This window comes from Acidovorax sp. GW821-FHT09A11 (genome assembly GCF_059418365.1).
This window is the reverse complement of record NZ_JBWKPS010000003.1, coordinates 504,162-518,580: the sequence shown is the minus strand read 5'-3', so window position 1 is coordinate 518,580 and position 14,419 is coordinate 504,162. Positions and strand designations below refer to the sequence as shown.

Sequence of the window (14,419 nt, the reverse complement as noted above, 5' to 3'; positions counted from 1 at the left end):
ATCAGGCGCCACCCACCACCGCGCTGTTGCGGGGTTTACTTCCGTAAGACTTGCGCAAATCGGGATGCAACCACCACCTGGCGTGGGGGGGAGCTATCTGCCTGAGCCCTGTTTTGCGTAAGTCATTTCTGTTCCGTTTTCCACCGCATGGCCGTTCTTCCTACCTTCACCGCCCTGGGCTTCGGCCCCACCGTGCTCATGCTGCACGACGCCGATGGCGACCACCTCACCTTTGCCCCCCAGGTGGAAACGCTGGCCACGGTTGGCTACCGCGCCGTGGCCTGGAACATGCCGGGCTATGGCCGCAGCGCGCCCGTGGAGCCCTACACCTTCAAGGCGCTGGCGCAGAGCTGCTTGGCCCTGATCGACGCCCTGCAGGGTGGCCCGGTCACGCTGGTGGGGCACGGCATGGGCGCCATGGTGGCGCTGGAGGCCGCCGTGCGCGGCCCATCGCAGGTGCGGCGCCTCGTGCTGTGCGCGGGCGGGCCGGCGCTCGATGCGCAGGCGGTGGAAGATTGGGTGGCGCCCCGGCTGCGCGCCCTGAAAGCGCTGGATGGCGGTGGCGGCATGGAGGCGCTGGCGCAAACGCTGGTGCCCCAGTTCATCGGCACCGGCGCCTTGCCCGAAGGGGTGCGGCTGGCCAACCATGCGCTGGCCCAGGTGTACCCGGGGGCCTACCGGCGCGCGCTGGAGGCCTTGCCCACGTTTGATCGCGGGGCTGCCGCGCTGGCCCACCTGGCCATGCCCACGCTGCTGGTGGGGGGCGCGCTGGACCGCTGCACACCCCCCGCGGCCCTGGAGGCGCTGGCCCAGGTGCTGCCCGATGCGCAGACCCTGGTGCTGCCCCATGTCGGGCACTGGCCCCAGCTGGAGGACCCCGAGGGTTTCGATGCCGCGCTGCTGGACTTTCTGGCGCAGCGGCGGGTGCTGCACTGAGCTTGCCCCACCCCGCAGGGCCGATGGTTCGGCCGTCCAAGCGGTCCATTTTTTCCCCCGCCATGCCCTGGCGCCGCCGGGCGGGCTCGTGCAGGCCTGATTGCTCCTTCCCTTTCTCCTTCTGTTGCCATGTGGTTTGCCCTGAAGAAAATACTGTCTGCGCTGCTGTTGCCCCCGGTGTCCAGCATCCTGCTGGCGCTGGTGGGGCTGTGGATCGCGCGCTACCACCGCCGCACGGGCATCACGGTGGTGGTGCTGTCGCTGCTGTCGGTGCTGGTGCTGTCCTGGCCACCGGTGTCGGATGTGCTGGTGCGCAGCCTGGAGCACCATCCCGTGGTGACCGCCAAGCAGTTGTCCCAATCGCGCACCCAGGCCATCGTGGTGCTGGGGGGCGGGGCCGACACCGTGGCCCCCGAGTACGGTGTGGATGTGCTCAGCCGGGGCGCCCGCGAGCGGGTGCGCTACGCCGTGCACCTGCAGCAGCAGGCGGGCTTGCCGATCCTGGCGACGGGCGGCTCCACCGGCGGCATGCGGGCCGAGGCACTGGTCATGAAGGACGTGGTGGAGCGCGAGTTCAAAGGGCGGGTGCGCTGGACGGAGGTGGAGTCGCTCGACACCCGCAGCAATGCCGAAAAATCCGCCATCCTGCTCAAGGCCGCCGGTATCGAGCGCATTGCCCTGGTCACCCACGGCTGGCACATGGTGCGCGCGGCCGGGGCCTTCGAGCGCGCGGGGCTGCAGGTGCTGCCCGCGCCCATGGGCTTCAAGGGCGGGCAGGCCCGCAAGCTGTACCGGGTGTTGCCGCGCGCCTCCGCGCTGGCCGACAGCAGCCTGGCGCTGCACGAATGGCTGGGGATTCTGGTGCAGCGGATGGGGCTGGGCTCCTGACACGACGTTGTCAGCAGCCCGGCAATAGCCTCGTGTGCATCATTCTTGAGAGGGAGCTGCCCATGATGCAGGCCAATGCCGCCGGCACAGTGAAGTGGAAAGGCGCGCCGGGCGCCGGCGCCCCAGCCATGGGAGACGCCGCGCACGCCCTGGTGCCGGATGGATCTGCGGGCCGCCAGAGCCTGGCGAACCTGATGGCGCTCGGGCAGGCGGATACAGTCTCCCTCGTTGCAATGCCCACAGTGGGGTGACATGGGTTTTTCTGCCGCTGAAAAAGAGCAAATGCTGGCCCTGCACGGCGTGGGGGCCACCGTGATTGCGCGCCTGGAGCAGGTCGGGTTTTCGGCGCTGGCCGAACTGGTCGACGCGGATGTGGCCGCGGTGACCAGAACCATCTCGGAGATGATGAGGTCCACCTGCTGGCACAACAGCCCCCAGGCGCGCGGCGCCATTGGCGCCATCGTGGCGCTGGCCCGGAGCCGGCAGCCCTAGCTGTTCTCGCCGGCGTCCCGGCCCCTGTGGCGAAAGCCACACCCACCGCGACCGCAGCAGCCTCACCCTGTGCCGTGCCGGCACGGCGTTGTGGTTAGCTACGCCAGCAAGAAGTCCGGCGCCGCAGCCAGCGCCTGCGCGTCGGCCTGCACCGCCCCCGGCGGCCCGCCCTTGCCCCACAGCGCGCCGCCCCAGGCCATCGACAGGAACCGGGCGCACAGCTCCACGGAGTCGATCATGGGCTGGGCCTTGGCGCGGTCGCCGCTGGTGGTGATGAGCGCCAGGGTCTTCGCGCCCATGGGCTCCTTGAAGGCCAGGCCGGGCACGCGCATCCAGGCGCTCCAGTGGTCCAGGTAGGTCTTGAGCGGCGAGGGAATGCTGTACCAGTAGACCGGCGCCACGAACACGATGTGCGTGGCCGCCAGCGTGGCGTCCAGCAGCGTCTTCATGTCGCCTTCGGGCGGCGCATAGGTGCCCGAGGTGTGGCGCTGGTCCACGAAGGGCGGCAGGTCCATGCGGGCCAGGTGGTGCCAGGTTTGTGTGGTGCCCGGGGGCAGCGCGGCGGCCGCCTGGCGCGCGAGCCACTCGGTGTTGCCGGTGTGGCCCGGCTCGCGGGTGGACGTGGTGAGAAAGAGGTAGTGCGGTGCAGGCATGGACGGGATCGTAACGGCCCCGGCCCGTGTCTGCTGGCAGTGGCTTCAGGCCGTGGCGACGGCCCGGGGCGCGCGCACCCGTTCGTCGCCCAGGAAGCCGAAGTTCATCGCGGGCTGTTCGCCGCTGATGAGCTCGGCCAGCGCCTTGCCCGAGCCCGCGCCGTGCGTCCAGCCCAGCGTGCCGTGGCCAGCATTCACCCACAGCTTGCCCACGCGGGTCTGCCCGATGAACGGGATGTTGGTGGGCGTGGCCGGGCGCAGGCCGGTCCAGTACTGCGGGTCGCCGCCTTCTTCGGGCGTGCGGGTGTCGCACACGCCGGGCAGGATGGCCTCGATGCGGCGCGACAGCATGTGGCAGCGTGCGCGGGCCAGTGTGCTGTCCAGCGTCAGGTCCCAGCCATTGAGTTCGATGGTGCCCGCCACGCGCAGGTGGTTGCCCAGGCGGCTCATGGCGATCTTCTTGCCGTCGTCGATGGTGGAGACCATGGGCGCGCCCTCGGGCTTGAGCAGCGGGAACGTGGCGCTGTAGCCCTTGCCAGGGTAGATCGGCAGGTCCACGCCCACGCTGCGCAACAGCGGCGCGCTGTAGGAGCCGCAGGCCACGACCACGGCGTCGGCCTTCAGGATGAAGTCTTTTTTGCCCCCACCGCTGGACTGGCGTGCCATGACAGCTACCGAATCAATAGCGTTGCCGATCTTGTTCAGGCGCAGCACGTCGTGGCCATAGAGGAACTGCGCGCCGCGCGCCACGCAGCGGCGGGCGAGTTCCTGCGTGAACACGCGCGCGTCGCCGCTCTCGTCGGTGCTGGTGTAGGTGCCGCCGGTGATCTTGTCGCCGTAGGCCTTGAACGCGGGCTCGATCTGCAGCAGTTCGTCGCGGCTCACCAGGCGCCGTTGCACGCCGTGCTTGCGCATGAGCTCCACCGCATGGCCCGCGGCGTCGAAGGACTTCTGGTCGGTGTAGAAGTGGGCGATGCCGCGTTCGAGCCGGTTGTACTCAATGCCCGTGGTGGTCACCAGGTCCTTGAGCGCGGCATGGCTGTAGGCGCCCAGCGCCACGATCTGCTGCACGTTGCGCTCGAATGCCGCGTCGTTGCACTGCGCCAGGAACTGCAGGCCCCAGCGCCACTGCTGCCAGTCCATCTGCGGGCGAAACAGCAGCGGCGCTTCCTTGTCGAACATCCACTTGAGCGCCTTGAGCGGCGCCTCGCGGTTGGCCCAGGGCTCGCAGTAGCTCACCGAGATCTGCGCCGCGTTGGCAAAACTGGTTTCGAGCGCCGCATCGGGCTGGCGGTCGATCACGATGACTTCGTGACCGCGTTCCAGCAGGTGCCACGCCGTGCTGGTGCCGATGATGCCTGCGCCGAGAACAATGGTTTTCATATGCGGAATGCCTTGTGAGCCTTTGCGTGCCACCCGCCCCAGTGCGGGACACGATGGGGCGCAGTGTGCGCGACATTGCATTCAACTAAAAGCAAAATTAAACTTACTCCAAAAACATCAGCGCACCTAATAAACGGTGCGGTAGAGACAACCCTCTTTTGTTCGAGCCCGAGACCATGAGCACCTACGATCCCGCCGCCCTGGAATGCCTTGCCGCCATCGTTGAAGAGGGCGGCTTCGAGCGCGCTGCGCAGCGCCTGAACGTCACACAGTCGGCCGTCTCACAGCGCCTGCGCGCGCTGGAGGCGCAGGTGGGCTCGGTGCTCATCGTGCGCAGCCGTCCGCTGCGGCCCACCTCGGCGGGGCAGTTGCTGCTCAAGCACACCAAGCAGCTGCGACTGCTGCGCGCCGACCTGGAGCGCGACCTGCACGAACTCGCGCCCAGCGCCCCCGGCGGCACGCGCGAGGACGAACGCATCTCGATCGCCATCAATGCCGACAGCATCGCCACCTGGGCCATGGGCGCGCTGCACGACCTGGTGCGCCAGCGCCTGCCGCTCGAAATCATCGTGGACGACCAGGACTTCACCCAGGAATGGCTGCGCTCCGGCCAGGTGCTGGGCTGCGTGACCACGCTCAAGCAGGCCCTGCGCGGCTGCAAGATGGTGCCTCTGGGCGCCATGCACTACGTGGCGGTGGCGTCTGCGCCCTATGCGCAGCAGCACCTGCCCCAGGGGCTCACGCCGCACAACTTCCGCGAAGTGCCGTTCCTGTCGTTCAACCGCAAGGACGACATGGCCGCCGAATTCGTGGCCCGTGCCTTCGGCCTCAAGCGCGTGGCGCTCAACCACCTGTTCGTGCCCGGGTCGGAGGCGCAGATGCGCGCCGTGGCCGCCGGCTGGGCGGTGGGCGTGGTGCCCGAGCTGCTGGCGCGCGGGCCCATCGCCGACGGCAGCATGGTGGACCTGGCGCCCGGCCGCAGGCTGCCGATCCAGCTGTACTGGCACTGCTGGAACCTGGAGTCGGCGGTGCTGGACGCGCTCACGGCCGCGCTCACGGCCACGGCCGCCCGCACGCTCGAGGCGCCGGCGGCCTAGCCGGGGCGGCGGCTGCGTTCAGTGCGGCCGGCCCACCACGAGATGGCACGAGGCCATGGGCGCCAGCGTCTGCCCCACCGTGCATCGGGTCTCATCACCCGGGCCCTGGATGCGGTGCGCGGCGGTCACGCTCACGGCGGTGATCCGCTGGGGGCGGTCCGTGGTGTTGCGCACCTCGTAGGCGTGCAGGTAGTCGGCGAATGCACGTTCCAGGTCGGGGTGGTCGGGAATGTCGGCCACGCCCCCCGCCGGGTTGTCCAGCGGGACATCGCTGGAGGGCACCGCGATCGCCTGTCCGCCCCACGGCATGCACAGCAGCGCCGCGCAGGTCAGCAGCCCCGGCACGATGGCGCGGACCACGCCGTGCCCCGCGTGGCGCAGCAGGTGGCGGGCCGCGGCGGCCAGGAGCAGCACCAGCACCAGCAGCCCCCATTGCGACAGCGTGGGCACGGCGGCCGGGGCCGCCAGCGGGGCATAGGCCACCGCGCCCACGGGCGCGCCCTGGGCCCAGGCGGCGGGGGCTGCAGCGGCGGCGGCCCACAGGGCGATGCGTGGGGCGGTTGCGGGGTGACGGGAGGGATGGTTTTTTTGCATGAAATTGCCTTGTAGCGCTTGTTTTAAAAGGGTGAGTAGCTATTGTTTTGGGAGTGATGCGCGAGCCCTGCGACGGGACCCGGGCCGCCGTCGGTCAAGGCCAAGCCCACGCTGCGCCGGTTGGTTGGCCGCGAAAAGGGCGGCGGCGATGCCGCGGACAAGGAACATGGTGGCGCGCACGGAGAAGAAGCGGAGGAGGGCTGCCGCGCATGCTAGGCAGCATTCACGGCGCGGCTTGACTGTGCGTTTCAGGGCGCTTGACTGCCCGTGCCGCCGAGGGATCGGCAAAAGCGGGTGCTACACCCTCAAGCCGCGCAGCCAGTCCGCGTATTCGGCGGTGGTCTGCCCGCTGGCGCCGTCCGGGCCCTTGCGGGGCGCTTGCCAGCCGCGCCCCATGGCACGCACGTCGCTGGGCGTGAGGCCAAAGGTCGTGCGAAAGGCGCGGCTGAAATGCGCCTCGCTGGTGAACCCGGCGCGCGTGGCGATCTCGCCCACCCGCAGCCGGCGGTTGGCCGGGTTGGCCAGCGCGTGGAACGCCCGGGCCAGGCGCTGCTGCTGCACGTAGTGCGCCACGCCGCCCAGCGGCTCGAACAGCCGGTACAGCATGCTGCGCGAGACGCCGAACGTGCGGCTCAGCAGCTCGGGGCTGAGCGGGGCCCCCAGGTGCTGCGCGATGTATTGCTGGATGCGTCCGAGGGTGACACCCTGGATCTGTGGCTCCGCCTGGGCGAGGGTGTCGCGGCCCGGGCGCAGGCAGGCCGCCAGCATCTGCGTGGTGGCCTGCACCACGGCGGGCGCCTCGGGGAGGGTGACGGTGGGCAGCCGCCGATGCAGCGACTGCAGGTAGTCGCTGAGCAGCCCGCCCAGCGCCGTGTGGCCGCGCAGCACCGTGCCGTGCAGGTCGGCCGAGGGGCTGCAAAAGGCCTCGTCGGCGATCTCGCGGGGCACGACGATGGACAGGACGTGCGAGGGGCTGGCGTAGGTGCGCTGCGTGCGGCCGAGGTCGAACACGGTGATGTCGCCCGCGCGCACCTGCATGTCCACGCCGTCGTCGTGCTGGCCCACGAACCCGCCGCTGCGGTACCACTGCACCAGGTAGTGGTTGACCCCGTCGCGCGCCACGCGCGGCGTACCGCGCGAGAACTGCTGCCGGCCAAAGCGCAGGTCGCCCACCAGCAGGGCGCCCAGGTGGCTGGCGGTGACCGATGCACTGAAGCTCTCCAGCGGATCGCGGTCCAGCGGCGCGACATCGAAGACCACCGAAATGCTGCTGCGCCAGGCCTCGAAGCGCTCTTCGCCGGAACCCTGGTCGGTGGTGAAAACTGTCGATGGCAGGGCGTGCGGCGTGGACATGGCGGCGCGATTATGGGGGCGGGTGCTGCAGTGCACCAGCGCAGATTGCCCGCCCTCGCGCCCAGGCCCGCGGCACGATTCCTGCTGGAGAAAACGTGAACGACGTAGTTGCATTGCAACTTGGTCATTTATTTTTTTACTGTGATGTATAAAATGGACGCCATGCAAACGCAGCCCCCCAAAGCCTCGTTCAAGGAGCAGATGCACCAGGCGCGCGAGGATGCCATCCTCCAGTCCACCTGTCAGCTCCTGGGCGAAAAGGCCTTCGACGCCATGACCATGGACGATGTGGCCAACGCCGTGGGCATTGCCAAGGCCAGCCTGTACAAGCACTTTTGCAGCAAGGAAGAGCTGTGCAGCGCCGCCATGGTGCAGATCCTGGCGCGGGTGCGGGCCTATCTGGCGGACCTGCCCGCCGAAACGCCACCCCTCGAAAAGCTCCATGCGCTGGTGCGCTGGTCGCTGGAGCGCCTGCTGAGCAATGAAATGCCGCTGCTGCCCAGCCGCAACTCCACGCTGCGCGCGGTGCTCATGGCCAACAAGGACTATCTCAACGGCCTGGTGGCGGTGAGCGACCAGATCGGCGAATGGATCACCCAGGCCCAGGCCGAGGGCGTGATCAACCCCACGCTGCCACCGCTGGTGGTGCTGTACACCTTGTATGCGCGGGCCTGTGACCCGGTGGTGAGCTTCCTCAAGGAAGGCGGCCAGTATTCGGATGCGCAGATCGTGGATCTGGTGGTGCGCACCTGTTTCGACGGGCTGGCTGCGCGGTAGCGGCAGCCCGTTCCGGCGTTTCGTACCTCGCAAGAAAGCCCGGCATGCCGGGCTTTCTTGTCTTGTGGGCGAAAAACCCTGCCGAGGCAGGGCGCGGCCTGCGCCGGGCGGCGGGGCTCAGCGCACGAGCAGCACGGGCACCTTGCTGTGGGCCAGCACCTGCGTGGTGACCGAACCCATGACCAGGGTGGCCAGGGCTCCGTGGCCGTGGGAGCCCATCACCAGCAGGTCGAACTTGCCGCTGTCGGCCACCTTGGCGATGTTCTCGCCCACCGTGCCGACCTTGACGCTGCGCTTGGCCTCCACACCGTGGCGCGCGAGAAACTTGCACACGGGCGCCAGGATTTTCTCGGCTTCTTCGGCGTGGTAGTTCTCCACGACTTCCTTGCCCAGGGCCGCGCGGGCACGCGCGGGCAGCGGGGCCTGCACGGTGAGCACCGTGTACTGGTGGTTGCCCCCCAGCAGTTCTTCGTGGGTGGCCAGGTAAGCCAGCATTTTCTTGGTGTAGGCGCTGCCGTCGACAGCAAGCAGGATGTTCATGGTGTTCTCCGAAAAGGAATGGGTCAGACTAACGTGCGCGGACTTCTGTTGTCTTGACCTGGGTCATGTTTTTTCCTCTGCACTGCGGGGCGGCAGGGCCCCGTGCGCCGATCATAAGGTGATGCAGCACTGCGCCTGGAACGCCGCCTGCTCGCCCTTGCGCGCATAACCCAGCGGATTGGCCACGACACGGCACTGCCACGGCGTGCCGTCCTCGCGCAGGCCCCGTGCCGTGTAGTCGCTCGGGGCATGCAGGTGCCCGTGCAGCCACAGCTGCGCGCGGGGCAGCAGGGCGTCCAGCGCGTTGCAGAAGCCCGCCGTGCCCGGCACCATGCCGTAGCGCGGGTCGGCACTGCGCAGGCTGGGCGCGAAGTGCGTGGCCACGACCGTGGGCCCGTCGAACGGGACCGCGAGCGCGTCGGCCAGCCACTGCTGGCAGACCAGGGCCTGGTCGCGCACGGCCTCGGCGAGGAACGGCTGCGCATGGCGGGTGCCGCCCGTCTTGCGCAGATAGAAATTCGCCGCCCGGAAAGCCTTGTCGCGCAGCTTCAGGCGCCTGGCCAGGTCGGTGGTGCCTTCGTGGTCCGCCAAAGCGTCGAAATCGCTCCAGAGCGTGGTGCCCACGAAGCGGACACCTTGAAGAGTGACCACCTCCCGCTCCAGCCAGGTGATCCCCAGCCGTTCGCAGGTCCTGCGCAGCCGCTGGTGGGCCGCATCGAAATCCTGCGCGTCGTATTCGTGGTTGCCGGGCACGAAGAGCACCGGCGTGGGCCAGCCCGCGTACGGGGCCAGGGGCGAGAACCGGGCGAGGCCGAAGTCATCGTCCTGCAGCAGCGAGCCCTGCTGGTAGGAGCCCACGTCCCCCGCAAGCACCAGCACATCGGCGCCGGGGGCCGGTTCGGGGATGAAATGGGGGTGCGCCTCAAGGTGCAGATCGGACAGCAGCTGGATGTTCATGGAGCGCGCAGTCTACGGGCTCGGGGTGGGAAGGGGCGAAGCGAATGCCCTGGCGGCACCCCGAAATGCGCCAGATCCCGCCGCAAGGCACTGCCGCGGCAGGCCGCGCTGGGGTGGGTGGGCGGGATGCCCGCGCCCGGGCCTCACGGTTCGGGAAAGGTGCGGCGCGCCGAGCGCGCCAGGGCGTGCAGCAGCCAGGTCATCGCCGCCTGCTGCGGGCCGCGGCGGCGCCACAGGGCATCGACGTGCACGGGCGGGACGTCCAGCGGCAGGGCCCGTTGCACCAGCGCGTCGGAGATGCCCGTGACGGGCACGAAGTGGCGCGGCAGCACCGTCAGCAGGTCCGAACCCGACACCACGCGCCCGGCGGTGAAGAACTGGTTGACCGTGATCACTACCTTGCGCTCGCGGCCCAGGGAGGCCAGCGCCTCGTCGATGAAACCGAAGGGGCGGCCGGAAAAGCTCACCAGCATGTGCCGGGCAGCGCAATAGGCGTCCAGGGTGAGCGGCGCGTCCGCCAGCGGGTGGCCCTGGCGCATCACGCACACGTATTCCCCGTCGTAGAGGCGGCGGCTCTCGAACGCGACCGCCCCGCCCGACTGCGCGCGTGCCGTGAGGTCGGCCAGCACGGCCGGAAAGTAGCCTACCGCCATGTCGGCGGCTTCCTCGTCGAGCAGGCGCCGGGGGTCGCGGGTGGTCAGGGGCAGCACCCGGATCGAGATGCCGGGGGCCTCGCGCTCGATGATCTCCACGAGGGCGGGAACCAGCGTGGCCGCCGTGGCATCGGCCATGGCCAGCACAAAGGTGGACTCGGCCGTGGCGGGCTCGAAGCGCCCCGGCGCCAGGGAGTCCTGCAGATGGGCCAGGGCCTCGCGCACGGGGGGCCACAGCGCCAAGGCGCGGGGCGTGGGCTCGACCCCCTGGCCGCTGCGCACCACCAGTTCATCCCCCAGCACGTCGCGCAGCCGGCGCATGGCATTGCTCACGGCGGGCTGGGTGATGGACAGCTTGTGTGCCGCGCGCGTGAGGCTGCGCTCGGCCATCACCTCGTCGAAGACGCGCAACAGATTCAGGTCCAGCGAGCGGAAGTTCAAGGGTGTCATGGGAATTCATCACCATTATGAATATCAATGATTCAAAATATAAACTTGAACATGCAAAGGGTAAACCCTAATATCACCCCATCGCCCGGCAATCTCGCCACAAGCGTTAGAAAAGGGAAACCGAAATGACCAGCTTTGCACACGTTGACTACCCCACTGAACACCCCGGCGTGGTCCGCGCCGAAAACGCCGCCGCCGCTCTGAAGAGCGTGGCCGCCAACTTTGACGGCGCCCGTGGCGCCGCCACCCTGCTGCTCGCGGCCGTCGTGTCGGCACTGCTGGTCGTGGCCAACCAGGTGATCGACACCTGGAGCGAAGGCCACCTGCTGGCCGCGTGGATGGTGCTGTGGCTGGTGGCGTTCGCCGCCCTGGCCCTGCTGACCGCCCCGGCACGCCGTGCTGGCGCCGCTCTGCGCGTGGCAGGCCGCGCCTGGGCGGAAAACCGCCGCCGCGCCGCGGACGACGAGCGCACCTGGCAAGTCGCCATGAAGGATCCCCGCATCATGGCTGAACTGAACCATGCAATGGGCATCCCCACGGTGAACGATATCCGCACGTACTACTGAGACCGCGCTGCGCGGCCGTCCCGATCCCCTTGAAGCCGTGGCGAATGCTCGCCACGGCTTTTTTCATGGGCCGGCTGTCCTGCGCCTGGCCTGTTTCCCCCTGGCGCCGGCCCATGAAAAAACCGCCCGTTCGGCAGAAGGGGCGGTTTCTCGGACTGGGAAGAACAGGGTTTTATGCAGCCAGGCGTTTTTCCAGCAGGGCCTTGGTGTCCAGCAGGGCCGTGGGCAGGTGGTAGGCCAGTTGCTCGAAGTGGGCATCGTGCAGCTTGAACTCATCGGCCCAGGCCGCCTTGTCGATGCTGGTCACGGCGTCGAACTTCTGGGCGCTGAAATCCAGGCCCGTCCAGTTGATCTCGGCGTACTGGGGCGCCACGCCGAACATGGTTTCCTGGCCTTGGGCCTGGCCTTCGATGCGGTCGATCATCCACTTGAGCACGCGCATGTTGTCGCCGTAGCCGGGCCAGACGAACTTGCCGGCCTCGTCCTTGCGGAACCAGTTCACGCAGAAGACCTTGGGCACGGCCTTGCCGGTGGCGGCGATCTTGCCTTCCATGTTCAGCCAGTGCTGGAAGTAGTCGCTCATGTTGTAGCCGCAGAACGGCAGCATGGCGAAGGGGTCGCGGCGCACCACGCCCTGGGCCCCGAAGGCGGCGGCGGTGGTCTCGGAGCCCATGGTGGCGGCCATGTACACGCCCTCCGTCCAGGTGCGGGCTTCCGTCACCAGCGGCACGGTGGTGGAGCGGCGGCCGCCGAAGATGAAGGCGTCGATCGCCACGCCGTTGGCGTCGTCCCACTGCGCATCGAGCGCCGGGTTGTTGGTGGCGGCCACCGTGAAGCGCGAGTTGGGGTGGGCCGCCTTGGCGCCGGTTTCCTTGGCGATCTGGGGCGTCCAGTCCTTGCCTTGCCAGTCGATCAGGTGGTCCGGGAGCTTGCCGGTGTCCTTTTCCATGCCTTCCCACCACACGTCGCCGTCGTCGGTCAGGGCCACGTTGGTGAAGATCACGTCCTTGTCCAGGCTCTTCATGCAGTTGGGGTTGGTGTGCATGTTCGTGCCGGGGGCCACGCCAAAGTAGCCGGCTTCAGGGTTGATGGCATACATCTTGCCGTCGGCATGGGGCTTGATCCAGGCGATGTCGTCACCGATGGTGGTGACCTTCCAGCCGGCAAAGCCTGCTTCGGGCGGCACCAGCATCGAGAAGTTGGTCTTGCCGCAGGCGCTGGGGAAGGCGGCGGCCACGTGGTACTTCTTGCCGGCGGGGTTGGTCACGCCCAGGATGAGCATGTGCTCGGCCAGCCAGCCCTGGTCGCGGCCCATGGTCGACGCGATGCGCAGGGCCAGGCACTTCTTGCCCAGCAGCGCGTTGCCGCCGTAGCCCGAGCCGTACGACCAGATCTCGCGCGTCTCGGGGTAGTGCACGATGTACTTGACCTTGGGATTGCAGGGCCAGCTGGTCGTGTCCTTTTCACCTTCGGCCAGGGGGGCGCCCACGGTGTGCATGCAGGGCACGAACTCTCCTTCCACGCCCAGCACGTCGTACACGGCCTTGCCCATGCGGGTCATGAGGCGCTGGTTCACGGCCACGTAGGCGCTGTCGGTCAGCTCCACGCCGATGTGGGCGATGTGGCTACCCAGGGGGCCCATGCTGAAAGGCACCACGTACATGGTGCGGCCCTTCATGCAGCCGTCGAACAGGGGCTGCAGCGTGGCCCGCATCTCTGCGGGTGCCATCCAGTTGTTGGTGGGGCCTGCGTCTTCCTTGGCGGCCGAGCAGATGTAGGTGCGGTCTTCCACGCGGGCCACGTCCGATGGGTCGGACCAGGCCAGGAAGCTGCCGGGGCGCTTGGCGGGGTTGAGCTTCTTGAAGGTGCCGGCGTCGACCAGCTGCTGGCACAGGCGGTCGTACTCTTCCTTGCTGCCGTCGCACCAATAGATGGTGTCGGGCTTGCACAGGGCGGCCATGTCGGCCACCCAGGCGAGCAGCCGGGCGTTCTTGACGTAAGCGGGGGCGTTGAGATTCAGGCCCTGCATGGTGGGTGCGTTCATCGGGAGCTTCCTAAGTTGAAAAACAGTTTTTTCAAAGGAAGCGGACCCGGTGGATCGCGGCAAGGCCTGGCGCAGTTGCGATGCTGAGCGCTGCCTTTGAAAAAACGGCTTTCGTGCTCAGTCGGCGGGCGGGAGCGTGGATCAGCCCCACGGGGTGGAGGCTATTTCCACGGATTCCGCGGGTCGGCTGGGGTGTCAATTTTATGAATCTGCCGACCGCTTGTCTGTCAGACTGGGGCTAAAACCATGCAAAAGATGCATGAGGTTATGCATCACAATCCGCCCAGTCCCGCTCTGTCCCGCCCTTCAGGTGCAGGGCTGGCCTGTCTGGCCGGCCTGCCACCGCGCATGGCCCGCCTTGCGCAACTCGCACGCCGGGCAGGTGCCGCAGCCGTAGCCCCAGGCATGCAGCGTGTCGCGCACCCCGTGGTAGCAGGTGTGCGACTCGGTGATGATGAGATCCACCAGCGCGTCGCCGCCCAGGGTGCGGGCCAGCTCCCAGGTGGCGGCCTTGTCCAGCCACATGAGCGGCGTCTCGAACGTGAAGCGCTGCCCCATGCCCAGCGACACGGCGACCTGCAGCGCCTTGAGCGTGTCGTCGCGGCAGTCGGGGTAGCCCGAGAAGTCGGTTTCGCACATGCCGCCCACCAGCGTGTGCAGCCCGCGCCGGTAGCCCACGGCGGCGGCCAGGTTGAAGAACAGCAGGTTGCGCCCCGGCACGAAGGTGTTGGGCAGGCCGGCGGCGGTCATCTGGATCTCGGCGTCGCTGGTCAGCGCCGTGTCGCTGATGCGGCCCAGCACGGCCAGGTCGATCATGTGGTCGTCGCCGAGCCGGTCCCGCCATGGCCCGAAGCGGGACCGCAGGGCCGCCAGCACTGCCTGCCGGGCCTGCAGCTCCACATGGTGGCGCTGGCCGTAGTCGAAGCCGATGGTTTCCACGCGCTCGAACTGCGTGAGCGCCCAGGCCAGGCAGGTGGTGGAGTCCTGGCCACCGGAAAAAAGGACGAGGGCGTGTCCGGGTCTCATGGGGTCTCCT

General features: G+C 68.4%; 16 protein-coding genes. 7 read left to right on the top strand and 9 right to left on the bottom strand.

Annotated features, from left to right (window positions below):
- The first annotated feature begins 147 nt into the window (after positions 1-147).
- The 4 genes from AC07PV_RS09990 (at position 148) to AC07PV_RS09975 (ending at position 2,316) form a co-directional block, all read left to right on the top strand.
- A complete protein-coding gene (locus AC07PV_RS09990; protein ID WP_494630130.1) occupies positions 148-936 on the top strand; it encodes an alpha/beta fold hydrolase in 789 nt (262 codons plus the stop codon).
- Positions 937-1,065: 129 nt separating this feature from the next.
- Positions 1,066-1,824 (top strand): YdcF family protein, encoded by a 759-nt coding sequence (locus AC07PV_RS09985; RefSeq protein ID WP_494630129.1) that lies wholly within the window; start codon positions 1,066-1,068, stop codon positions 1,822-1,824.
- 62 nt (positions 1,825-1,886) lie between these two features.
- Positions 1,887-2,075: a hypothetical protein gene (locus AC07PV_RS09980; RefSeq protein ID WP_494630128.1), complete on the top strand. Its 189-nt coding sequence runs from the start codon at positions 1,887-1,889 to the stop codon at positions 2,073-2,075.
- Positions 2,076-2,106: 31 nt separating this feature from the next.
- Positions 2,107-2,316 (top strand): helix-hairpin-helix domain-containing protein, encoded by a 210-nt coding sequence (locus AC07PV_RS09975; protein ID WP_218296513.1) that lies wholly within the window; start codon positions 2,107-2,109, stop codon positions 2,314-2,316.
- A gap of 98 nt (positions 2,317-2,414) precedes the next feature.
- Here the strand turns inward: AC07PV_RS09975 and AC07PV_RS09970 are convergent, their stop codons facing one another.
- Both AC07PV_RS09970 and AC07PV_RS09965 read right to left on the bottom strand, forming a co-directional pair.
- Positions 2,415-2,969, bottom strand: coding sequence for a flavodoxin family protein (locus AC07PV_RS09970; RefSeq protein WP_492244801.1), 555 nt, complete (start codon positions 2,967-2,969; stop codon positions 2,415-2,417).
- A gap of 45 nt (positions 2,970-3,014) precedes the next feature.
- Complete coding sequence (locus tag AC07PV_RS09965; RefSeq protein WP_494630126.1) at positions 3,015-4,352, bottom strand: D-amino acid dehydrogenase; 1,338 nt, start codon at positions 4,350-4,352, stop codon at positions 3,015-3,017.
- Positions 4,353-4,528: 176 nt separating this feature from the next.
- On the opposite strand from AC07PV_RS09965, the gene AC07PV_RS09960 reads away from it, so the two are divergent.
- The gene (locus tag AC07PV_RS09960) at positions 4,529-5,449 is read left to right on the top strand and encodes a LysR family transcriptional regulator ArgP (protein WP_218296516.1); all 921 of its coding nucleotides are present in this window, start codon (positions 4,529-4,531) and stop codon (positions 5,447-5,449) included.
- Between the two features lie 18 nt (positions 5,450-5,467).
- Here AC07PV_RS09960 and AC07PV_RS09955 read toward each other — a convergent pair whose 3' ends face one another.
- Together AC07PV_RS09955 and AC07PV_RS09950 are read right to left on the bottom strand one after the other, a co-directional pair.
- Positions 5,468-6,043 carry a midcut-by-XrtH protein gene (locus AC07PV_RS09955; RefSeq protein WP_494630125.1) on the bottom strand — a complete coding sequence of 192 codons (576 nt, stop codon included), beginning with the start codon at positions 6,041-6,043 and terminating at the stop codon, positions 5,468-5,470.
- Positions 6,044-6,340: 297 nt separating this feature from the next.
- Entirely contained in the window at positions 6,341-7,396 is a 1,056-nt protein-coding gene (locus AC07PV_RS09950) for a helix-turn-helix domain-containing protein (RefSeq protein WP_492254321.1), read from the bottom strand.
- A gap of 153 nt (positions 7,397-7,549) precedes the next feature.
- On the opposite strand from AC07PV_RS09950, the gene AC07PV_RS09945 reads away from it, so the two are divergent.
- Positions 7,550-8,173 carry a TetR/AcrR family transcriptional regulator gene (locus AC07PV_RS09945; RefSeq protein ID WP_218296519.1) on the top strand — a complete coding sequence of 208 codons (624 nt, stop codon included), beginning with the start codon at positions 7,550-7,552 and terminating at the stop codon, positions 8,171-8,173.
- 117 nt (positions 8,174-8,290) lie between these two features.
- Here the strand turns inward: AC07PV_RS09945 and AC07PV_RS09940 are convergent, their stop codons facing one another.
- The 3 genes from AC07PV_RS09940 to AC07PV_RS09930 all read right to left on the bottom strand — a co-directional run bounded on the left by AC07PV_RS09940 (position 8,291) and on the right by AC07PV_RS09930 (position 10,773).
- The gene (locus AC07PV_RS09940) at positions 8,291-8,713 is read right to left on the bottom strand and encodes a universal stress protein (RefSeq protein WP_218296520.1); all 423 of its coding nucleotides are present in this window, start codon (positions 8,711-8,713) and stop codon (positions 8,291-8,293) included.
- A gap of 111 nt (positions 8,714-8,824) precedes the next feature.
- Entirely contained in the window at positions 8,825-9,670 is an 846-nt protein-coding gene (locus AC07PV_RS09935) for a metallophosphoesterase (RefSeq protein WP_218339216.1), read from the bottom strand.
- 143 nt (positions 9,671-9,813) lie between these two features.
- The gene (locus AC07PV_RS09930) at positions 9,814-10,773 is read right to left on the bottom strand and encodes a LysR family transcriptional regulator (RefSeq protein ID WP_218296522.1); all 960 of its coding nucleotides are present in this window, start codon (positions 10,771-10,773) and stop codon (positions 9,814-9,816) included.
- 125 nt (positions 10,774-10,898) lie between these two features.
- Between AC07PV_RS09930 and AC07PV_RS09925 the strand changes: the two genes are divergently transcribed.
- Complete coding sequence (locus AC07PV_RS09925; protein ID WP_218296523.1) at positions 10,899-11,339, top strand: hypothetical protein; 441 nt, start codon at positions 10,899-10,901, stop codon at positions 11,337-11,339.
- Between the two features lie 172 nt (positions 11,340-11,511).
- Here the strand turns inward: AC07PV_RS09925 and AC07PV_RS09920 are convergent, their stop codons facing one another.
- Both AC07PV_RS09920 and queC read right to left on the bottom strand, forming a co-directional pair.
- Positions 11,512-13,383 carry a phosphoenolpyruvate carboxykinase (GTP) gene (locus tag AC07PV_RS09920; RefSeq protein ID WP_218296524.1) on the bottom strand — a complete coding sequence of 624 codons (1,872 nt, stop codon included), beginning with the start codon at positions 13,381-13,383 and terminating at the stop codon, positions 11,512-11,514.
- Positions 13,384-13,689: 306 nt separating this feature from the next.
- Positions 13,690-14,409: a 7-cyano-7-deazaguanine synthase QueC gene (queC, locus tag AC07PV_RS09915; RefSeq protein WP_494630123.1), complete on the bottom strand. Its 720-nt coding sequence runs from the start codon at positions 14,407-14,409 to the stop codon at positions 13,690-13,692.
- Between the last annotated feature and the right edge of the window lie 10 nt (positions 14,410-14,419).